We start from the raw sequence: 17,095 nt of genomic DNA on the forward strand, positions 1-17,095 counted from the left end.
CAGCTGGTTAGAGCACCACCTTGACATGGTGGGGGTCGTTGGTTCGAGTCCAATCGCGCCTACCAAATTTTCCCTCTGAAGAGAACCAGACTTCAGGATAACAGGGATTTGGTAAGAAACCTCTCCAAGGTTTCTATTTTGAACAAACCGCCTTCTGGGCGGTTTTTTCATTTCTGCGCTGCTTTTCAAGCTTTGGCTTATCCTGCGCCCGATCTGAGCCGTCAATCCCATTGGGGCGGCCGGTGAAAGCATCTTTGTTGCGTTCTTGTGTCCCATCTGCCTGGCGATGCAGGTCAGGTTCACGCCGGCGCGCAGGGCGTTGGTCGCGTAGGTGTGCCGCGTCTGCTACCCATGCAATGCGTCCTTGCGTTATGTGCAGTATTTGCAGAAGGCCTTGTAATTAGATCGGGTTGCCATCGCAGTGCGCGGCACAGCTGCGGCTAGGCTATCGCAGGGCTGAAAGCTTCATGCGCCAGGCGTGCATGCATCTTATGCATGCTTGGCCAGTGGTGCTGGCTCTGCGCTTCTTGGAATGCCGAGCAATGCCGGATTTTTGCGCTGAGCGTGCTCTCGGCGCTGGCTTGGATGAAGGGACGTCGGCCCACATCCAGCGGGACGGGCTGAGAGAGTAGGCTTCGTTGATTCCATCCAGAGTGACTCATGCGTTAGAGCCTGCACATTGAGAAATGTGCACCCGGTCGGTACTGGCCCGGTTCAAGAATGCGCATTCTGAAGCCCTGATTTTCACCCGTGACGCGATCAGGGATACGGCCCAGACGTTGCCCAAGTCCTGCGCCTTCCACGCCTGGCATGAGTATGTGCGCATGGGCACCACGCCCGTCCTGCATATGTCGCATGATCCAGAAATCCTGGCGTTGCGGGTGAAACTGTTGCACCGGCAGTTTTGGGGTTGATGTAGTTAAAACTTGCTTTGAGAAAGTTCAATTCTCAAGAAGGTCTTCTTGAAGTATCGGCAGCTCTATCGTTGTATGCTGGAAAGAATGAAGTGCACGTCCATCTGGAAGCGCTGCGGGTGATAGAAATCCAAAATAAAAATTTTCATTCGGTATGAGGAAGAAGATATTATGCGTTTTATTTCTAAAATTTAATATCTGTCATAATGCTTTGAACTAGAGCGCCAGGCCCAAAGCTGGCGGTCTTAACGCGAGGGTAATCTCGGTTGTGGTTATGCCATTCGGATTAATAAATGCAGAAATGTGAATTCTAAAAGACTACTTCTTGCAAGGAAAGTTCACTGTAAGGGCTATATAAACGAGAAGCGCCGCCTGCGCATCTCTCTTTTCGGGGTTTCCTTCCAAATACTTCTGCACCGCAGAGCTAATTTGTCCATTTTTTATGTTCTTGGGATAGCACACGGCCTCAGATTGGATCAGCATGTCACTGGCGCCCATGATATATCCCATTCCAACCCCGTCGTGCAACGCGTTGCCAGGTGTAAGACCATTGCGCTTGGTACTTGTGAGGTCGTTAAGAAGGTCGTTGCCGGAGTATGCGTTTGCGTTGGCAGCAGCTGCGAGACAGAGCGTGGCAATCAGATGGCGAATCAATTCAATCTCCTAGGCAAATGAGCGGAATCTTACAGTACTGACCGTGGCAGGGAACAACACGCGACCCGCCATCTCCGGATCACGGAGGTGCTGTAGATAAACTGAGCACCACATTGCGGCATCGCTGCTATGCTCAAGGAATCGACTTCAGAAATTGGCTTCTATGCGTTACGTCCTGATTCCCGCTTTGCTTTTTTCACTGTCTGCTTGTACCACCATCCAAGTACAGAAGGCGCCAAGTGTTGAGCCAACCATCGGCACAGATCCGAGTATCGGAAGTACCTCCACTGCCACTGTTGGCTCTGCCGTGCTGTCGCAATACAAAGTCTGGAAGAAATCCGGCATGCAGCTTGCCGAACCGTATTCTGGAAGGATTGGGGGCGCTCCCGTAGACGTCTCCCAGACTGACTATTTGGTCAAGGCAGTAGCAGACTCGAAAGAGGCCTACTGCACAGAGCGTATGACAATGCGCAATCTACTCGGTGTGGCCATCAAACCCACATGCTTTTCTGGTCTCACGGCGGATGGCCATGTGACGGAGGTCATGGTACCGGCGGACTCCGTATGGTGGCATAAAGACTTGCCGCGACCCATTGCGATTAGAGCGGTAGAAGAGTCCATTCTTCGGCCTGAGGCCTTTCGCAATGAGTTGGTATTTTTGGGTTCTGCGGGCAAGACACTGAGGCTGCTGTACCGCGAGTACGCCGGTGACTTTGTACGCCCGGCGTTTTCTCAGGATGTGGCCTACGACGTCGAGGCACTCCCCATGGAGATCCAATTCCGGACGGCACGTATCCAAGTGCTTGAGTTGCCGGGAAGCTCCATCAAGTACAGGGTTCTTTCATCCTTTTAACGGCCATCGAAAAAACCTGCGTAGGCACTTGGCTGGCGATGTTTTCGCTGGCCTGCATCAGCGCCGAGCCCGCATCAAATACCGCGCCAGCGCCTCAAACGCCGGCAATGAGGTTGGGTCATTTGCCGCATTCCCAGCCACCGGGTGCGAGCCATAGCGGGCAATGACCATTTCCGCTTTCGGATCGATATAGAGCGCCTGGCCATGCACGCCGCGTGCGGCAAAGGCACCGTGGTCGTTGTGCGTGATCCACCACATATTGCGGTAGCTCCAGCCGGGCAAGAGGGTGTAGCCGGCTTTGGCGAAGTCGGCCGGCTTGCCGCCTTGGCGGATATCTGCGATGGCTGCAGCGGGAATGATCTGCTGTCCGTTGAAAAAGCCCTTGTTGCGGACCATTTCGCCAAAGCGCGCAAGGTCTCGCAGGCCTGTGTTCAGGCCCCCGCCGGCAAACGGGGTGCCGGTTGCGTCTACCGACATATACGCATCCTGCTCGGCGCCCAGGCGGCTCCAGATCCGGCTGGACAACAGCTGCGCGACGGATTGGCCGCTGACCCGCGCGATGATCCAACCGAGCGCATCGGTATTGGCGGTGCGGTAGCCAAAGGCCTCGCCGTGCTGGCCTTGTGGTTGTACGGTTTGCAGAAACTCGTAATAGCTGCGGGGGCCGCTGAAGTCTTTGGGTTTGGGCAAGGGATTGCCTGCGGCCGCATGGGCCCAGACCTCCGCGTTGGGATCGGCATAGTCTTCGCTGAACCGGATGCCGGTGGTCATGTCCATCACCTGGCGCACGGTGGCGCTGCCAAAGGCTGATTTGGAGAGTTCCGGCACATAGTCCGCCACCTTGCGCTCAGGGTCGAGCTTTCCTTCTGCGACCAGCATCGCTGCCAAGGTGCCTATAAAGGACTTGGTGACCGACATCGCTGCATGCTGGCCATCGGGCTGGAGTGCGCCGGCATAGCGTTCGTAAACGATGCGGCCTTGGTGCAGCACGACCATGCCGTCGGTGTAGTTGGCGGCCAGCGCGTCACGCCAACGCATGGTTTCTCCGGTATCCAGGCGCTTGAATTCCAAGCCGTCGATATCGTCACGCAAAGCCCTCGGCAATGGGGCGGCAGGCCGCAGGCCGCGTGAAACATTCACGGTCGGCATCAGCTCGCGAAAGTGCGCCACACTCCAGCGCATTGCCGGGAACTGGAAATAGGAGCCGTCTTCAAACCGCAGAATGCGGTTCGCAGGCGGCGGCGATCCGACCATCCAGCCCAGTTTGACGGGATCGCTGTCTGCGGCATCGGGGTATGCAGATGCGGGCACCGCTTGCGCTGCAGCCATATGGCAGACCAGCAAAAGCGATGCTGCGCCCAGGCCCGGTGCGCGTTTCAACCACTGCGTTACTGCCATCTGTAGCTCCATTCATGCATGCTCTTCGCAGTATCTTATAGAGCCCAAAAGCATGCTGCCTTCATCTGCCGCAAACAGTGTGGATGGGTGACGGGAATCATCGCGTTTTGCACGGTCTTCGCATCGAGGCGCTCGCTGTACGGGAGCGCACCAAGGTGGGCGGGGGGACCGGCGCGTACCGGTTTGTATTGCGTGGCGGTTGAGCCTGTATTCAGGCGGTTGAAGCCAGTCCTAATCCTGCAGGCGCTGCAATATGCATTTTCTTCGAGGGGCGTTGGCCATCTTTGAGGTCAGCCAGATAGCACTGGCCGGGGAAGAACACCGCTTCGACCTCTCGCAGCGACTGCAGGCCAAAACCGGCCAGTTTGAGCAGCCGCTCGGGGTAGGCCGCGATGACTGCTTCCACGGTCGTGATGTTGTGGCGGGCCAGGGCGTTGAATGCGCGGTTGGAGAGCTTTCCTGCAAGCGGGGTGGCGTGCGCAAATGGCGCATCGTTCAGCGGAGACATCAGATAGAGACAGGGTTATGTTGCGAGCCTTGATGCTAGCACCCGAGTCCTAATACAAGCTTACAACCCAGGTGCGCAGTGCGAGATGCGGCGCCTGCCCCTGCGCGCATGAAAAAGCCCTCTGCAGAGGGCTGGTGGACAGAGAAATGGATGCATCTGCCAGCACCCATGGAGGGCCATGCTTGCTTGCACACTTGGAGGCACTCAGGAAGGAGTGCTGGGGCTCGCGCTACTGCCCAGGGTCACGATGGTCTTGGGCTTCTGGCCGCGGTAGCTGAGTTCATTGCCTTTGTATTCTGGCCTTTCTATCCAGGTAATACGGGAGTCGGGAACACCATCGGGATAGGAAATTCGGTCCCTTTCATAACGGGCTTGAATCTCTTCCTGGCTCAGTGCCTGAGCCGGAAGGGGTTTGGATGCATATGTCATGGCTTTCAACTCCTTGAATATCGCTGGAATGCCGGTTCTATGCGAGGCCGCTCCTCGTCGCCACCGCCAGTATGCGCTGCGGCGCATGTACTGGGTATCGAATTCCCATAGAAAAAGCTTTGGTCTGACGTGACTTAGGCACAAATCGTCCGTTCAGCGATGGCTGTGGGAGAGCCCTTACGGCCATGCAGCTTGCACGACTGCAATACCGGACTGGTGATGGTGTGACACTGGTTGCACGCCAATCTTTTAACCCTCAAACCATCAAGGAGTGACTGATGAACGAAGACACGATCAAGGGCAACTGGAAGCAGTTCAAAGGCAAGGTGCAGGAGCAATGGGGCAAATTGACCAATGATGATCTGGATGTCGTCGATGGCCAACGTGAACAGTTGGTGGGGCGCATCCAGGAGCGCGAAGGCATTGCCAAGGATGCAGCCGAGCTGCAGGTAAAAGACTGGGAAACCAAGAATAACTACCGCTGGTAATCAAGGCGGCCTCTCCGGTTCACACCGGGGAGGTTTTTAATGTGCTGGCGAGCGGCCCTGAATGCATGGCCGCTTTGCTGCGTTATGCACCAAGGCTTGTGCGATGAATTCTTCCGACTCTGCTTTCCAGACCATTGTCAATACCGTGGCTGGTGAACTGTCCGACCTCACGGATCTGGCCCAGGCCACACGCATTATTTTCAAGTTGTTGCTGGCCGCATTGCTGGGCGGCATGCTGGGCTATGAACGAGAAGCCAGCGGCAAGGCCGCAGGTTTGCGCACCCATATGCTGGTGGCGATGGGTTCTGCCACTTTCCTCGCGGTGGCGCAGCTGATGGGCATGACGCCTATGGATTCGAGCCGCGTGATCCAGGGGCTGGTGGCCGGTGTCGGCTTTCTGGGCGCCGGTGCGATTCTGAAGCCGGCCAAGGAGAGCACCGAGGATGTGAAGGGCCTGACGACCGCTGCGGGGATCTGGTTCACTGCGGCAATCGGCATGGCCGTGGGCGCAGGGGAGGAAGCTGCTGCCATTCTCTGCGCCTTGTTTGCGCTGTTCGTGTTGATGGTGCTGCCCAAGAATGTGGTGCCGCGCAAGGATGGCTCGCCGGCGGAGCAGCGCCAGCCCGAGTGAGGGCGGGCCGCGTCCTGCTTCCGGCGCGGCATTGTCAGAATCCACCTAGACCCTCGCATTGGCCGGGCCTACGCCGCTGCTGCGGCATGCGCGGTACAAAAGGGTTTTGTTCAAAGGAGCCCCAATGCGCAGTACCCCTCGGGCGGCGGCCACCGCCAAAACCTCGTCATTTCCGCTGGCCATGGTGTTGACAGCCGCCGTCTCGGCGCTGTGGTATGCCGGCCAGCGGGTACGGGTGCCTCAGAATGTGCGCCCCGTGCAGGACTTTGATGCGGAGCAGTACATGGGCCACTGGTATGAGCTGGCCCGAATTGACTATGTGTTTGAGAGGGGTCTGACCTCCTGCACCGCCGACTATGTGTTGCAAAGCGACGGCACGGTGCAGGTGACCAATCGCGGATTCGATCCGGCGAACGGGCGGTGGAAATCCGCAACAGCGGTCGCCAAGCTGCTGGCAGGCCCGGAAGTCGGCTCGTTGAAAGTCTCTTTCTTTCGTCCTTTTTATGCGGGCTACCATGTGGTCTACGTCGATCACGATGCAGGCCATGCGGTGGTGGTGGGCGACGGGGCGAAATACGCATGGATTCTCTCGCGTACACCCAGCATCGATGACGCTGCCTATACGCGTTTGGTAGCGATTGCCGTGAGCAACGGCGTCGATGCGAGCCGCCTGGTGCGCGTGCCGCATGGCGCCGCGCTGGAAATGGTGGAAAGCTCCAAGGCGGCTTGATAGCGGGACAAAGGCTGCGTGCGTGGCATGGGTATTAAATGATATTCATTCTCAACTGATTTATCATCAGCCCATCGAGAGATGCAGCCACGGCGCTGCTCTCGGCATCTGTTTCATCGTGGGGCGACCCGGGACCTCAGCGTCTCCAAGGTCGTTTTTGCTAGCCACCGGTCGGCCTCAAGGGTCTGCCAGCCAGCCAAGCTCTTTTCCACGCTATCGATGGCCCGCGCGGTCTGTATGTCGATGTCCCATTCTTCCCACCCTTCCCAGCCCTCTAGCAGCCAAGCGGCCCCCGATGTGCGCCGTGACACCGAGCACCAACGCGGACTGCAGCTGCTCGATGCCACGATCATTTCGCTCAAGCGCCCGTCACCGCATACCTTGCGGGTCGGCATGCATCTAGGTGACGTCGGCAACGACCCGGTGTGGGACGGCGTGAACGTCGCCTTCCGGGTCTATCCTGATCCGCAATGGCCTGCCATCTCGCGTGTCTACACCGTCAGAAGCTTTGTGCCGCATACGCGCTGCGCCGAGTTCGATGTGGTGATGCACGGAGGTGACAGCCCGATGATGCGCTGGGCCGCACAGGCGGCCATTGGCCAGCAAGTGCGGCTGACAGGCCCCCGTGGCAATATTGTGCTGCCCCGGGGCGAAGGACGCCCGGTGGCGCTGTTCTGCGACGACTCGGGACTGCCTGCGCTCTACGCGATCCTGCGCCGCTGGCCCGCAGGGGTTCAAGGCGTGGGCTGGATCGCCAGTGATGATGTGCATGGGATCGGGGAATTGCCGACAGTGCCTGGCCTGCAGTTGCAGCGGCTGCCAGCGCATGGCACCGACCTGTTGCTGCAACAGGCGCGCCAGTTGCAGTCCCCTGCGCAGCATCTGATCTGGGGTGCGGGCGAGCGCGATGAAATGCGCGCTATCCGCAAGTATTTTCAAACCGAGCTCGGCATGGACAAGGCGGATGTGTCCATCGCCGGATACTGGAAGCGCGGCGCAAGCAATACCGACATTGATGCCGAGCGCCAAAGTGCCTACCAAAAGTTCTGCGCCGCCGGCGGCAAGCTGGCAGATTGGGACGACCTGGGCATTGCGCTGTAGGCGCCCGGCACGCCGCAGAACGCTCCGGGCCCACCTGCTGGTTATCAGGGGCGCGCGCGGTGCCGCTTCGCCGGGCTTCAGCGGTCGTGGCGGTCGCAATAGCGTTCACCACGGCTGCCGTGCATTGATTGACGCGGGGCTTGGCGGCACAATCGTTCGCTTTGGCCTGCGCCGCAGGCACGCACTATCTCCCCAGTTCGCAGCCCATGTCTGATCTCAATCTATCGCTGGTTTTTCTGTTCGCGCTGTCGGTCATTACCTTGCTGGTCACCCCGGGCCCGGTGACCTTGCTGGTGGCTCGTGCCGGGCTGGTGGGTGGCATGCGCCGGGCGTTTGCCACCATTTGCGGCACCAATCTGGCCTCGCTGGTGCTGATTTTCCTGTCGGCGCTGTTGATCAAGGGCTTGCTGGTCATCGATGAATCCGCGTTCAAGCTGGTGCGCCTGGCAGGCTGCCTCTACATCGTCTGGATCGCCTGGGGCATGGTCGGCGATGCCTGCGCCATGGATGCCCAAACTGGCACTACCATGTCTGCAGAACCTGCCACGGGCAGCAAGCAGGGCGGCTTCAGCCAGGGCTTTATCCTCGGTGTCTCCAACCCCAAGGACATCATTTTCTTTGCGTCATTTCTGCCGCAGTTCATCGGCGTGCTGCCTGCGCCTGACCACAGCCTGGCGGTGCTCACCGTCATCTGGGTGGTGCTGGATTTCAGCATGCTGGGGCTGATTGCGCTCCTGGTGCGTACCTTGATCTCCCCCGCCCGCGAGAAGCGCATTTTGCTGGTGGCCTCCTGCCTTCTGCTGGCCATTGGCGTTGCCGGTTTTGGCTATGGGCTTCATGACCTGATGGCTTAGGTCGGCCTAAATCCTGCGCCACCTCTTCGCTGATCTCCGCTGATACCAAACCAACAGGCCTGCAATATGCAGGCCTGTTTTTCTATGTCGGCGCCGCGTTGGGCGATGGCTCAGCGGCTGTCCACAGGCTGCGCAGGTTCTGCCTCATGGGCCGGCGCTGGGCGGCACAGCGGCACTGGCGCAGGTGCTGGCAGGCCAGCGGCCAGGGCCTTGTCATAGGCCTGGACGCGGCGGCGCTGCTCGGCCAGGGCCTGGGCATCCAGATGGGGGCCGCATGCGGGCAGGGTAGCGGCAGCAGCCAGTGCGGAGGCGGCTTCTGATGCAGCGGGTGCTGCGGCCATCGGTGCTGCTGCCCGCTCGGCCGCCTGCTTTCTGGCAGCGGGTGCGGCCGCTGGGTAGGCGGGTGCTACAGCGGGAGCTGCGGGTGCTGAAGGTGCCGGCATGGGCGGCGCTACTGGCGTTGGCGCGGCTGCCGAGGGCATGCGGCGCTCTGCCTGTGGTGCGGGTGCGATGGCAGGCGCAGGCCCTGTGTTGGCGCTGCTAGCGCCTGCGCCAGCCGCAGCGGCGGGGGCCGGTGGGGGCGCCTGCTTGGCGGCAGGGCTTGCTGCTTTGCCCATAGGCGCGGCTTCGCTGCGCATCTTGGCGCTGTCGGGGCTCGCAGCCCTGTCAGCCGCAGGTGCAACGGGCGCGGCAGGTGGGGGCGGCGGTGCCGATGCCGCGCTGGGCGCGCTGTCCATCTGCGGGGCTTCCAGCTGCGGCGCGCCGGGTTCATGCAGCTGCTGCAGCGCCAGCCAGCTGACCAGGCCAATGGCGGCCAGGCTGCCCAGTGCCTGCAGCCACCAGCGGCGGTCGTTGGCGGCCTCGCCACCGAAGTGCTGGCCTTGTTGGCCGGCGCTGTCCAGATCGCCAGGTGCAGCGGCGGGGGTCTGTGCTGCTTTCGCACGCGCATGGGCCAGGATGCGCGCGGTGCTGGCATCGCTGGGGCCGGCATCCTGCGCGCTGGCCTCACGGTAGAGGTCGGCCAGCGTATCGGGCCGCTTGGGGTCTTGCGGGGCGTTCATGCGGTCACCTCGATGGCCTGGCGCAGTTTGGCGCGGGCATAGCGCAAGCGGCTTTTGGCCGTTTCCTGGGTCACCTGCGTGGCCGCCGCGATCTCGGCCAAGGACATATCGGCTTCGGCCTGCAGCAAAAATGTCTCGCGCTGTTCGGGGGGCAACTGGGCCAGGGCGTCGAGCAGCGCGCGCGCCAGGTCTTTGCGGCCCTGCAGCCGCTCGGGGTCAAAGCCGGAGTTGGCAAACAAGGTCTCGGCCAGGCGCATGCCTTCGCTGTCCTCTTCATCCAGGCTGCGGTGGGCCTTGTGGCGGCGCCAGTGGTCCACCAGCTTGTGGTGGGCCAAGGTGAAGGCCCAGGTAGTGAACTGTGCCTGCGGCTGGTAGCGGGCGGCGCCATCGACCACGGCAAACCAGGTCTCCTGCGCCAGGTCATCGGCCAGCGCGGCATTGCCGGTATTGCGGAAAAAATAACGCCACAAGCGCTGGCTGTGGCGCTGGTAGAGCTGCTCGAACGCCGCCACCTGACCGCTGGCGTAGGCCAGCATCAGCGCTTGGTCGTCTGGCATCTCGGCTTGCATGCGGCAGATTATGCAAAAGCCTGTGCTTGCGGGTGGCGACTGTGGAGAAAATCGCACGCCGCCGCACGGCCTTGCCCGCGCATGCAGGCCGTCAATAGGCAGGCGGATCAGGTACATAGCCCGACGGCGATGCCGGAAAAGGGCGGGGCGCCGGCTGCGCTGCAGACTGCGGCGCGCGGATGATGCCCTGGGCCACCAGGTTGGCATGGCTGTCATAGCGGATGCGGATGATGTGCGCCGGGCTGCTGCTGGCGCTGTGGAACTCGGTGGTCCGCGTCACAGAGCGCTCCAGTGCACCATGGCCGGTGCCCAGGCGCGGCGCCACCGGTGCCGGGACAGCGGGTGCGGTGGCCTGGCGGGATTCTGCAGCGACCGGGGCACTGGGCGCGGCGGAGGCGGCGGGGCTGGCGGGTGGCGGCATCGCTGGCGCTGCGCTGTCGGCGCTGCTGGCCTCGGCGGCCGGTGCCGAGCTTTTTTGCGCCTCGCGGTTGCGCAGGATGGGTGGCTGGGGCTGGGGTTCGCGCTCGCGGAACACCGCGACCCCGATCACGCCGATGTCGCGGGGCCGGCCGGTGCGTGCGGCATAAGAATCGTCGCTGTGGGAGAAGTAGAAGGCGGCGACCTGCTGGTCGCTCTTGCGCCAGCCGGAGATGGCCCATTGCTGGCGGCCGCCCAGCACATAGCCATCGTCGGGCACGGCAGCCGCTGCCTGGCCGCTGATGGCGTTGATGCCGTCAATGCTGAGCACTGCGAGGATGCGGCCTCGGCTGCGGTTCTTGATATCGACGGCATAGCTGCTGCCCGGCTGGCCTGCCACCCAGTACTCGCCTTGGTGGTAGTACAGAGGCAGGCGTTGGCCACTGCTGCGGTCGATGATCTGCACATCGGCCAACGGGCTGGCCTGCGCGGGCAGGCCGCCCACCAGGCTGCCAGCAAGCAGGGTGAGTGATGCCAGGGCTTTGATGCCGAGGCGCTGGTGCGGGCAAGCGGAGAAGAACGCAGAAACAGGGGCAGAGGGGGCGTGCATGGCAGGGCTTTGCAGAAGTGGTGGTCTGCCCTGAATCGCGCCATCCGCCCGCAAGGGGTTAAATGGCGCTGCACCCAATCGTATTTATTTGTAAGCCTCGCGGGCAGGCCGTTGCACCGGGCCTGCCCCAAAGCCGCGCTTACTTCTGCGTGACCAGCGAGCAGGTGCTCTTGGACAGTGGCTGGAAGGCCTGCTCGCCCGGGATGGTGTCCAGGATCTTGTAGTAGTCCCAGGGGCCCTTGGATTCCTTGGGTGTCTTCATCTGCACCAGGAACATGTCATGCACCATGCGGCCGTCTTCGCGCACATAGCCGTTTTGCGAGAACATGTCGTTGATCTTCATGGTCTTGAGCTGCTTGGTCACCGCCAGGCCATCATCGGTGCCAGCCGCCTCGATGGCCTTGAGATACTGGGTAACGGCCGAGTAGACGCTGGCCTGGTTCATCGAGGGCATTTTCTTCATGCGGGCTTGGTATTTTTTGGACCACTCGCGCGAGGCATCGTTGCGGTCCCAATAGAACGCGGTCGCAAAGGTCAGGCCCTGGCCCAGCTCCAGCCCCATCGCATGGGCATCGTTGATGTAGATGAGCTGGGGCACAAAGGTCAGGTTCTTGGTCATGCCGAACTCGCGCGCCGTCTTGATGGAGTTGACGGTGTCCTGCGTGGCGTTGGCCAGTGCGATCACCTGGGCCTTGCTGGCCTGGGCCTGCATCATGAAGGACGAGAAATCGCTGGCATTGAAGGGGTGGTAGACGGTGCCCAGCACCTTGCCGCCGCCTTCCTTGACGAAGTCGGTGACGGTGGCGGCCGTCACCTTGCCATAGGCGTAATCGACGGCCACGATGTACCAGTCCTTCTTGCCCTGGGCCAGGATACTCTGCACCGCAGACTTGCCCAGCGAGTACGAATCCACCGTGTAGTGGATCGATGTCGGGCCGCAGAACTCATTGGTCAGCCCGGTGGACAGCGCGCCCGTGCTGATGGCGACCTTGCCACGCTCCTTGGCCATCGTGAACACCGCACCGGCAATGGCCGAGTTGTTGATGTCGACGATCATGTCCACCCCTTCGGCATCCCACCACTGGCGCGCCTTGGTGCCGCCAATATCGGCCTTGTTCTGGTGGTCGGCAAAAACTACTTCCACCGGCTTGCCCAGCACCTTGGCGCCAAAGTCTTCGACTGCCATCTTGGCCGCTTCTACCGAGCCCTTGCCGCCCGAGTCTGCGTACTGGCCCGACATGTCGCTGAGCACACCGATCTTGACCTTGTCATCGGAGATGCCGGCGGCCTGGACGGCCAGGGTGGCGCATGCCAGCAAGCTGGCAGCAGCGGTGGATGTGCGAAGGGTCATTGCTTGTCTCCTGTCTGTTGTTGTCGTCACCGGCGGGTCCTGGCCTGGCTGCGGCGTGGCCACCGGCCTTCGCAGGAATTATCAAAAGCGTTGCGGCAGCCCATTACGGTGCTTCCCCTAGGACGCTGGGCAAACCAGTCCCATCTGCGACAAAATGCAAGAATGCTGGCTGCACCCTGCTGCTGTCTCAGTCATACGGCTTGAAAGGCCCCGATGGATCCCTCGCACACCCACCCCGCCCCCTTTGAGACCATGCCGCTCAACGCAATGAAGCTGCTGGTCTTGCTGGTGCTGGTGCTCAGCACTTTTGGCGGCCTGTACTGGGCGCCGGAGATCGATGCCCTCTGGGGCAATGGCACGGCCTATCTGTACGGCGCATCGGTGCTGCCGGTGCTGTATGTGCTGCTGGTTGGCGGCTACGCCTTGTACATGCACCGCCACCCGGAGAAGGATGTGCAGGTTGCCCGCAATGACCATGGCACGAAACCATAAGTTCTTTGTGCTGTACCTGCTGGGCCTGGGCTGCTTCATCGGCCTGGTCGCCTGGGCCGAGCGCGCCGGTCTGTCGCGCCAGTGGATTGGTCCGCTGTTCCTGTTTGTCCCGGTGATGATGTATGCGGCCATTGGCGTCTGGGGGCGCACGGCCGATTCGGAGGAGTACTACGTGGCCGGGCGCCGCATACCGCCGGTCTACAACGGCATGGCCACGGCGGCCGACTGGATGAGCGCGGCCTCCTTCTTGTCGCTGTCGGGCGCGCTGTACCTGCAGGGCTTTGCCGGCACCAGCCAGCAAGCGGGGGGCCTGGCCTATCTGCTGGGCTGGAGTGGCGGCTTTGTATTGGTGGCGCTGCTGATTGCGCCGCAGCTGCGGGCGCTCAATCTCTACACCTTGCCCGATTTCTTTCAGCTGCGCTATGGCGGGCGCTGGCCGCGCGTGATTGCTGCGGTGGCAGCGGTGATGTGCTCGTTTTCCTATGTGGTGGCGCAGATCTATGCGGTGGGCCTGATCGCCTCGCGGCTCACCGGCGTGCAGTTCGAGATCGGCATCATGCTGGGCTTGGGCGGTGTGCTGGTGTGCTCCTTTCTAGGCGGCATGCGGGCCATCACCTGGACCCAGGTCGCGCAGTACGTGATGATCCTGCTGGCCTTCCTGATCCCGGTGTCGTGGCTGGCCTACCAGCGCCTGGGCAACCCGGTCGCCGCCGTAGCCTACACCCAGGACCTGGGCAAGATCGCCGACCTGGAAAAGCAGCTGCTGAGCGACCCGGCCGAGCGCGATGTGGAACTGGTCTATCTGCAAAAGGGCATGCTGTATGAATCGCGGCTGCGCAACATCCCCGCTGCGCTGGAGGCGGAGCGCACGCGCCTGCACGAGAAAGTGCAGCAGTTGCGCATCAGCAATGCGGACCTGAGCCAGGTGCTGGCCGCAGGACGCGAGCTGGCCGCCTTGCCGCAGGACGTGGGCAGCGCCCGTGAGCTGTGGACGGCAGCCATGCGCGAGAACTATGCCCGTGCCCAGCCGCTGGGCGGCATGCCGCAGCACACCTTGCCCTATGCGCCGATGCTGGGCACCGAACAGAGCGCGCAGGAGCAGGAGAGTCTGTCGCGCCGTAACTTCATGGCGCTGATGTTCTGCCTGATGCTGGGCACGGCCGGTCTGCCGCATCTGCTCACCCGCTTCTACACCCTGCCCAGTCCGGCGGCTGCGCGCAGCTCGGTGGTCTGGACCTTGTTCTTCGTGGTGCTGCTCTACACCAGTGCGCCGGCGCTCGCTGCGCTGGTCAAGCTGGAGGTGATGCAAAGCCTGGTCGGTAGCCATTTCGATGCGTTGCCGGCCTGGATCGCGCAGTGGACGCGGATGGACAATGCCTTGCTGTCGATCGAGGATGCGAATGGCGATGGCATTGTGCAATGGGGCGAAATCCACCTTGGTGCGGACCTGATCATGCTGGCCACGCCGGAGTTGGGGGGCCTGCCCTTTGTGGTCTCGGGCCTGGTGGCGGCCGGCGGGCTGGCCGCTGCGCTGTCCACCGCCGATGGCCTGCTGCTGACCATCAGCAACGCGCTGGTGCGTGACCTCTACCTGGTCGAGCGCGGCAAGTCGGTCACGCCGCAGCAGCGCGTGATTCTGTCCAAGTTCACGTTGCTGATGGTGGCGCTCGCTGCGGCCGCAGTGGCGTCGGTGCGCAGCTCGGGCATTCTGGTGCTGGTGTCCGCTTCATTCTCGATTGCCGCTGCCGCCTTTGTGCCGGCCATGCTGCTGGGCCTGTACTGGCGCGGTGCCACGCGGCGCGGGGCCGTGTGCGGCATGGCGGCCGGCCTGGGAATTACGCTGTACTACATGGTCGTCAACATGCCGATCACCAGCCTGGTGCCCGGCGCCCAGGCCTCTGCGCATCTGTGGTGGGGCATTCAGCCCACATTGGCAGCGGTGTTTGGTGTGCCGCTGGGCATCTTCGTGACCTGGGCGGTCAGCTGCTGCACCCGGCAGTCCTTGCCCCGCGCCCCATAGCGCAGGCCAGGCTGGCCCGGACATGAAAAAAACTGCACAGGCTGGGCGCCATGTGCAGTTCTTATGGGGGTGGTTCAGAGGCCCGCAGGCATGTGGGTCTTAGACCTTCAGCAGTTCCACGTCGAACTTGAGCGTGGCGTTTGGAGGAATCACGCCGCCTGCGCCGCGTGCACCATAGCCCAGCTCCGCAGGGATGATCAGGGTGCGCTTGCCGCCCACCTTCATGCTTTGCACGCCTTCGTCCCAGCCCTTGATGACCATGCCGGCGCCCAGCGGGAACACGAAGGGGTCGTTGCGGTCCTTGCTGGAGTCGAACTTGGCGCCTTGCTCACCATTGTTGTAGAGCCAGCCGGTGTAGTGCACGGTGACTTGCTTGCCCTTGGCCGCTTCGGCGCCGGTGCCAACTTCCGTGTCTTCGTACTGCAGGCCGGATGGGGTGGTGACGGTGGTCATGTGATTCCTTTGTGAGTGCTTTGCTACCAGCTGCGATCATACCCGCCCACAAACGCAGAGCCCGCACAAGGCGGGCTCTGCAGGACAAAAATGGCTTCGGTGCGCGGGAATTTACTTCTTGGTCTGGGCTGCCACCCAGCGAGTCGCAAAGGCCTGCACATCGGACAGGCGCTTGAGCAGGTCCTGGCCGGAGGGGGTGACCGTGTAGCCATCGCTGTTGTGGTCGAGGAAACCGGCCTCGCGCAACTCCTTGATGCGGGTGTTGAGCGTGTTGGGCGTAATGCCGCCCACACTGTCCTGCAGCAAGCGGAAGGTCTGGGGATGCCCGTCACGCAAGGCCCAGAGCACACGCAAAGCGTAGCGGCATTCCAACCGCTCGAAGAGCTGGTTGATGGCGGTGTTTTCCTTGGCGCTCATGTAAGGGTCTCCTTGCGCTGTGTTGAGGAGCGAGGTCCAGGCCTTCGCATGCAAATCCACTGAGAGGGTGCGATCGGCGTCGCGGCAACATCTGCTACAAGTTTAATAGCTCTTCATCGGCGGTGTATAGGCGCAGCTGCCGAATGGGCCTAGGCGGCATCCTAAGTGTTGTTCAATTGCTACGGTTTTTGAGTGTGCAAAGGCCGCCCAGAAGGCGCTGCAGCGCAGAAGTGGCCCTCCCGCACGCGCGGGCCCGTGCCCTGGTCTACAGGGGGCGCGAGCCGGTCAATGGGCGCTGTAGCGCACCATGCGCGGACCCCGGCACAGGCCAAACAGGCGCATGCCGGCCTGGTTGGCTACCTGGATGGCGAGGCTGGTGGGGGCAGAGATGGTGGCCAGCACCGGCAGACCCATGCGGGCGCATTTGCGCACCAGTTCATAGCTGGCACGGCTGGTCATCACCACAAAGCCGGGTTGGGCCAGCATCTGTTGCTGCGCCATGTGGCCCAGCAGCTTGTCCAACGCATTGTGGCGGCCCACATCCTCCAGTGCGGCCTGCAATTGGCCATCGGGGGTGGCCCAGCCAGCCGCATGAACAGCGCCAGCCTGCTGGTTGAGCAGCTGCAGCCCGGGCAGCTGAGAAAATGCCGTCTGCAACGCAGTCAGGTCCAGCTGGCTGGCCCAATCCGCCAGCGCTGGCAGAGGCTCGGGCACCAGGTCCAGCGCGTCCATCGTATCAATGCCGCAGATGCCGCAGCCGGTGCGGCCGGTGAGGGCGCGGCGCCGCTCCTTCAGGCGCACAAAGCAGCGGCTGGCGATCTGCATCTCCACGCTGATGCCCGGTGCTTCCGGGTCCGTGCCGCAAGGCGCCAGCGGCTGCACCTCGATGCCATAGCAGTCGGCCACCTGGTCGATGATGCCTTCGGACAGCGCAAAGCCCAGTGCAAACACCTCCAGGTCCTGGGGGCTGCACATCATCACCGCATGCGAGATGCCGTTGAACACCAGCGCCACCGGCACTTCGGCCGCAACCGTATCCAGGCGCGAGACCGAGGCCTCAGGCGTGATCACGGTGGCGGGCAGTTGCTGGACGGCGCGGGGCAGATCGGAGGACATGGCGCTGATTGTGACGCAAAGCGAATGCC

The 17,095-nt window shown here is 62.1% G+C and carries 19 protein-coding genes; 8 read left to right on the forward strand and 11 right to left on the reverse strand.

Going from position 1 to position 17,095, the window contains the following annotated elements:
• Positions 1 to 1,232 precede the first annotated feature (1,232 nt).
• Positions 1,233 to 1,568: a Rap1a/Tai family immunity protein gene (locus tag ACHWUQ_RS15340; RefSeq protein ID WP_394681643.1), complete on the reverse strand. Its 336-nt coding sequence runs from the start codon at positions 1,566 to 1,568 to the stop codon at positions 1,233 to 1,235.
• A gap of 163 nt (positions 1,569 to 1,731) precedes the next feature.
• Between ACHWUQ_RS15340 and ACHWUQ_RS15345 the strand changes: the two genes are divergently transcribed.
• On the forward strand, positions 1,732 to 2,421 hold the full coding sequence (locus ACHWUQ_RS15345) for a hypothetical protein (RefSeq protein WP_239808805.1): 690 nt from the start codon (positions 1,732 to 1,734) through the stop codon (positions 2,419 to 2,421).
• 57 nt (positions 2,422 to 2,478) lie between these two features.
• Here the strand turns inward: ACHWUQ_RS15345 and ACHWUQ_RS15350 are convergent, their stop codons facing one another.
• The 3 genes from ACHWUQ_RS15350 to ACHWUQ_RS15360 form a co-directional block, all read right to left on the reverse strand.
• A complete protein-coding gene (locus tag ACHWUQ_RS15350) occupies positions 2,479 to 3,750 on the reverse strand; it encodes a serine hydrolase domain-containing protein (RefSeq protein WP_394681661.1) in 1,272 nt (423 codons plus the stop codon).
• A 280-nt stretch (positions 3,751 to 4,030) separates the two neighbouring features.
• Positions 4,031 to 4,327 carry a DNA-directed RNA polymerase subunit alpha C-terminal domain-containing protein gene (locus ACHWUQ_RS15355; RefSeq protein ID WP_239808804.1) on the reverse strand — a complete coding sequence of 99 codons (297 nt, stop codon included), beginning with the start codon at positions 4,325 to 4,327 and terminating at the stop codon, positions 4,031 to 4,033.
• 204 nt (positions 4,328 to 4,531) lie between these two features.
• A complete protein-coding gene (locus ACHWUQ_RS15360) occupies positions 4,532 to 4,756 on the reverse strand; it encodes a hypothetical protein (RefSeq protein WP_239808803.1) in 225 nt (74 codons plus the stop codon).
• Between the two features lie 278 nt (positions 4,757 to 5,034).
• On the opposite strand from ACHWUQ_RS15360, the gene ACHWUQ_RS15365 reads away from it, so the two are divergent.
• From ACHWUQ_RS15365 to ACHWUQ_RS15385, 5 genes are all read left to right on the forward strand, one after another.
• Positions 5,035 to 5,244: a CsbD family protein gene (locus ACHWUQ_RS15365; protein WP_394681644.1), complete on the forward strand. Its 210-nt coding sequence runs from the start codon at positions 5,035 to 5,037 to the stop codon at positions 5,242 to 5,244.
• A gap of 103 nt (positions 5,245 to 5,347) precedes the next feature.
• Positions 5,348 to 5,875 (forward strand): MgtC/SapB family protein, encoded by a 528-nt coding sequence (locus tag ACHWUQ_RS15370; protein ID WP_239808802.1) that lies wholly within the window; start codon positions 5,348 to 5,350, stop codon positions 5,873 to 5,875.
• A gap of 124 nt (positions 5,876 to 5,999) precedes the next feature.
• On the forward strand, positions 6,000 to 6,605 hold the full coding sequence (locus ACHWUQ_RS15375; protein ID WP_239808801.1) for a lipocalin family protein: 606 nt from the start codon (positions 6,000 to 6,002) through the stop codon (positions 6,603 to 6,605).
• A 243-nt stretch (positions 6,606 to 6,848) separates the two neighbouring features.
• Positions 6,849 to 7,706, forward strand: a complete 858-nt coding sequence (locus tag ACHWUQ_RS15380; RefSeq protein WP_394681645.1) for a siderophore-interacting protein — start codon at positions 6,849 to 6,851, stop codon at positions 7,704 to 7,706.
• Between the two features lie 206 nt (positions 7,707 to 7,912).
• Positions 7,913 to 8,560: a LysE family translocator gene (locus ACHWUQ_RS15385; protein WP_394681646.1), complete on the forward strand. Its 648-nt coding sequence runs from the start codon at positions 7,913 to 7,915 to the stop codon at positions 8,558 to 8,560.
• A gap of 110 nt (positions 8,561 to 8,670) precedes the next feature.
• Here the strand turns inward: ACHWUQ_RS15385 and ACHWUQ_RS15390 are convergent, their stop codons facing one another.
• The 4 genes from ACHWUQ_RS15390 to ACHWUQ_RS15405 form a co-directional block, all read right to left on the reverse strand.
• The gene (locus ACHWUQ_RS15390) at positions 8,671 to 9,621 is read right to left on the reverse strand and encodes a hypothetical protein (RefSeq protein ID WP_394681647.1); all 951 of its coding nucleotides are present in this window, start codon (positions 9,619 to 9,621) and stop codon (positions 8,671 to 8,673) included.
• The gene (locus tag ACHWUQ_RS15395; protein WP_239808797.1) at positions 9,618 to 10,178 is read right to left on the reverse strand and encodes a sigma-70 family RNA polymerase sigma factor; all 561 of its coding nucleotides are present in this window, start codon (positions 10,176 to 10,178) and stop codon (positions 9,618 to 9,620) included. Before ACHWUQ_RS15395 ends, ACHWUQ_RS15390 begins: the two co-directional genes overlap by 4 nt.
• Before the next feature lie 103 nt (positions 10,179 to 10,281).
• On the reverse strand, positions 10,282 to 11,217 hold the full coding sequence (locus ACHWUQ_RS15400; RefSeq protein WP_394681648.1) for a hypothetical protein: 936 nt from the start codon (positions 11,215 to 11,217) through the stop codon (positions 10,282 to 10,284).
• A gap of 139 nt (positions 11,218 to 11,356) precedes the next feature.
• The gene (locus ACHWUQ_RS15405; RefSeq protein ID WP_312415237.1) at positions 11,357 to 12,568 is read right to left on the reverse strand and encodes an ABC transporter substrate-binding protein; all 1,212 of its coding nucleotides are present in this window, start codon (positions 12,566 to 12,568) and stop codon (positions 11,357 to 11,359) included.
• 213 nt (positions 12,569 to 12,781) lie between these two features.
• Here ACHWUQ_RS15405 and ACHWUQ_RS15410 point away from each other — a divergent pair, with 213 nt between their 5' ends.
• Positions 12,782 to 13,060, forward strand: a complete 279-nt coding sequence (locus ACHWUQ_RS15410; RefSeq protein ID WP_239808794.1) for a hypothetical protein — start codon at positions 12,782 to 12,784, stop codon at positions 13,058 to 13,060.
• Positions 13,044 to 15,080: a VC_2705 family sodium/solute symporter gene (locus ACHWUQ_RS15415; RefSeq protein WP_394681649.1), complete on the forward strand. Its 2,037-nt coding sequence runs from the start codon at positions 13,044 to 13,046 to the stop codon at positions 15,078 to 15,080. Before ACHWUQ_RS15410 ends, ACHWUQ_RS15415 begins: the two co-directional genes overlap by 17 nt.
• Before the next feature lie 99 nt (positions 15,081 to 15,179).
• Here the strand turns inward: ACHWUQ_RS15415 and ACHWUQ_RS15420 are convergent, their stop codons facing one another.
• The 3 genes from ACHWUQ_RS15420 to fdhD all read right to left on the reverse strand — a co-directional run bounded on the left by ACHWUQ_RS15420 (position 15,180) and on the right by fdhD (position 17,066).
• Positions 15,180 to 15,533: an FKBP-type peptidyl-prolyl cis-trans isomerase gene (locus ACHWUQ_RS15420; RefSeq protein ID WP_394681650.1), complete on the reverse strand. Its 354-nt coding sequence runs from the start codon at positions 15,531 to 15,533 to the stop codon at positions 15,180 to 15,182.
• A gap of 111 nt (positions 15,534 to 15,644) precedes the next feature.
• Positions 15,645 to 15,950: a helix-turn-helix domain-containing protein gene (locus ACHWUQ_RS15425; RefSeq protein WP_027010615.1), complete on the reverse strand. Its 306-nt coding sequence runs from the start codon at positions 15,948 to 15,950 to the stop codon at positions 15,645 to 15,647.
• Between the two features lie 285 nt (positions 15,951 to 16,235).
• Positions 16,236 to 17,066: a formate dehydrogenase accessory sulfurtransferase FdhD gene (fdhD, locus tag ACHWUQ_RS15430; protein WP_312460496.1), complete on the reverse strand. Its 831-nt coding sequence runs from the start codon at positions 17,064 to 17,066 to the stop codon at positions 16,236 to 16,238.
• Positions 17,067 to 17,095: the final 29 nt, after the last annotated feature.

It is taken from the genome of uncultured Comamonas sp. (assembly GCF_964277875.1).
Taxonomy (GTDB): Bacteria; Pseudomonadota; Gammaproteobacteria; order Burkholderiales; family Burkholderiaceae_C; genus Comamonas; species Comamonas sediminis.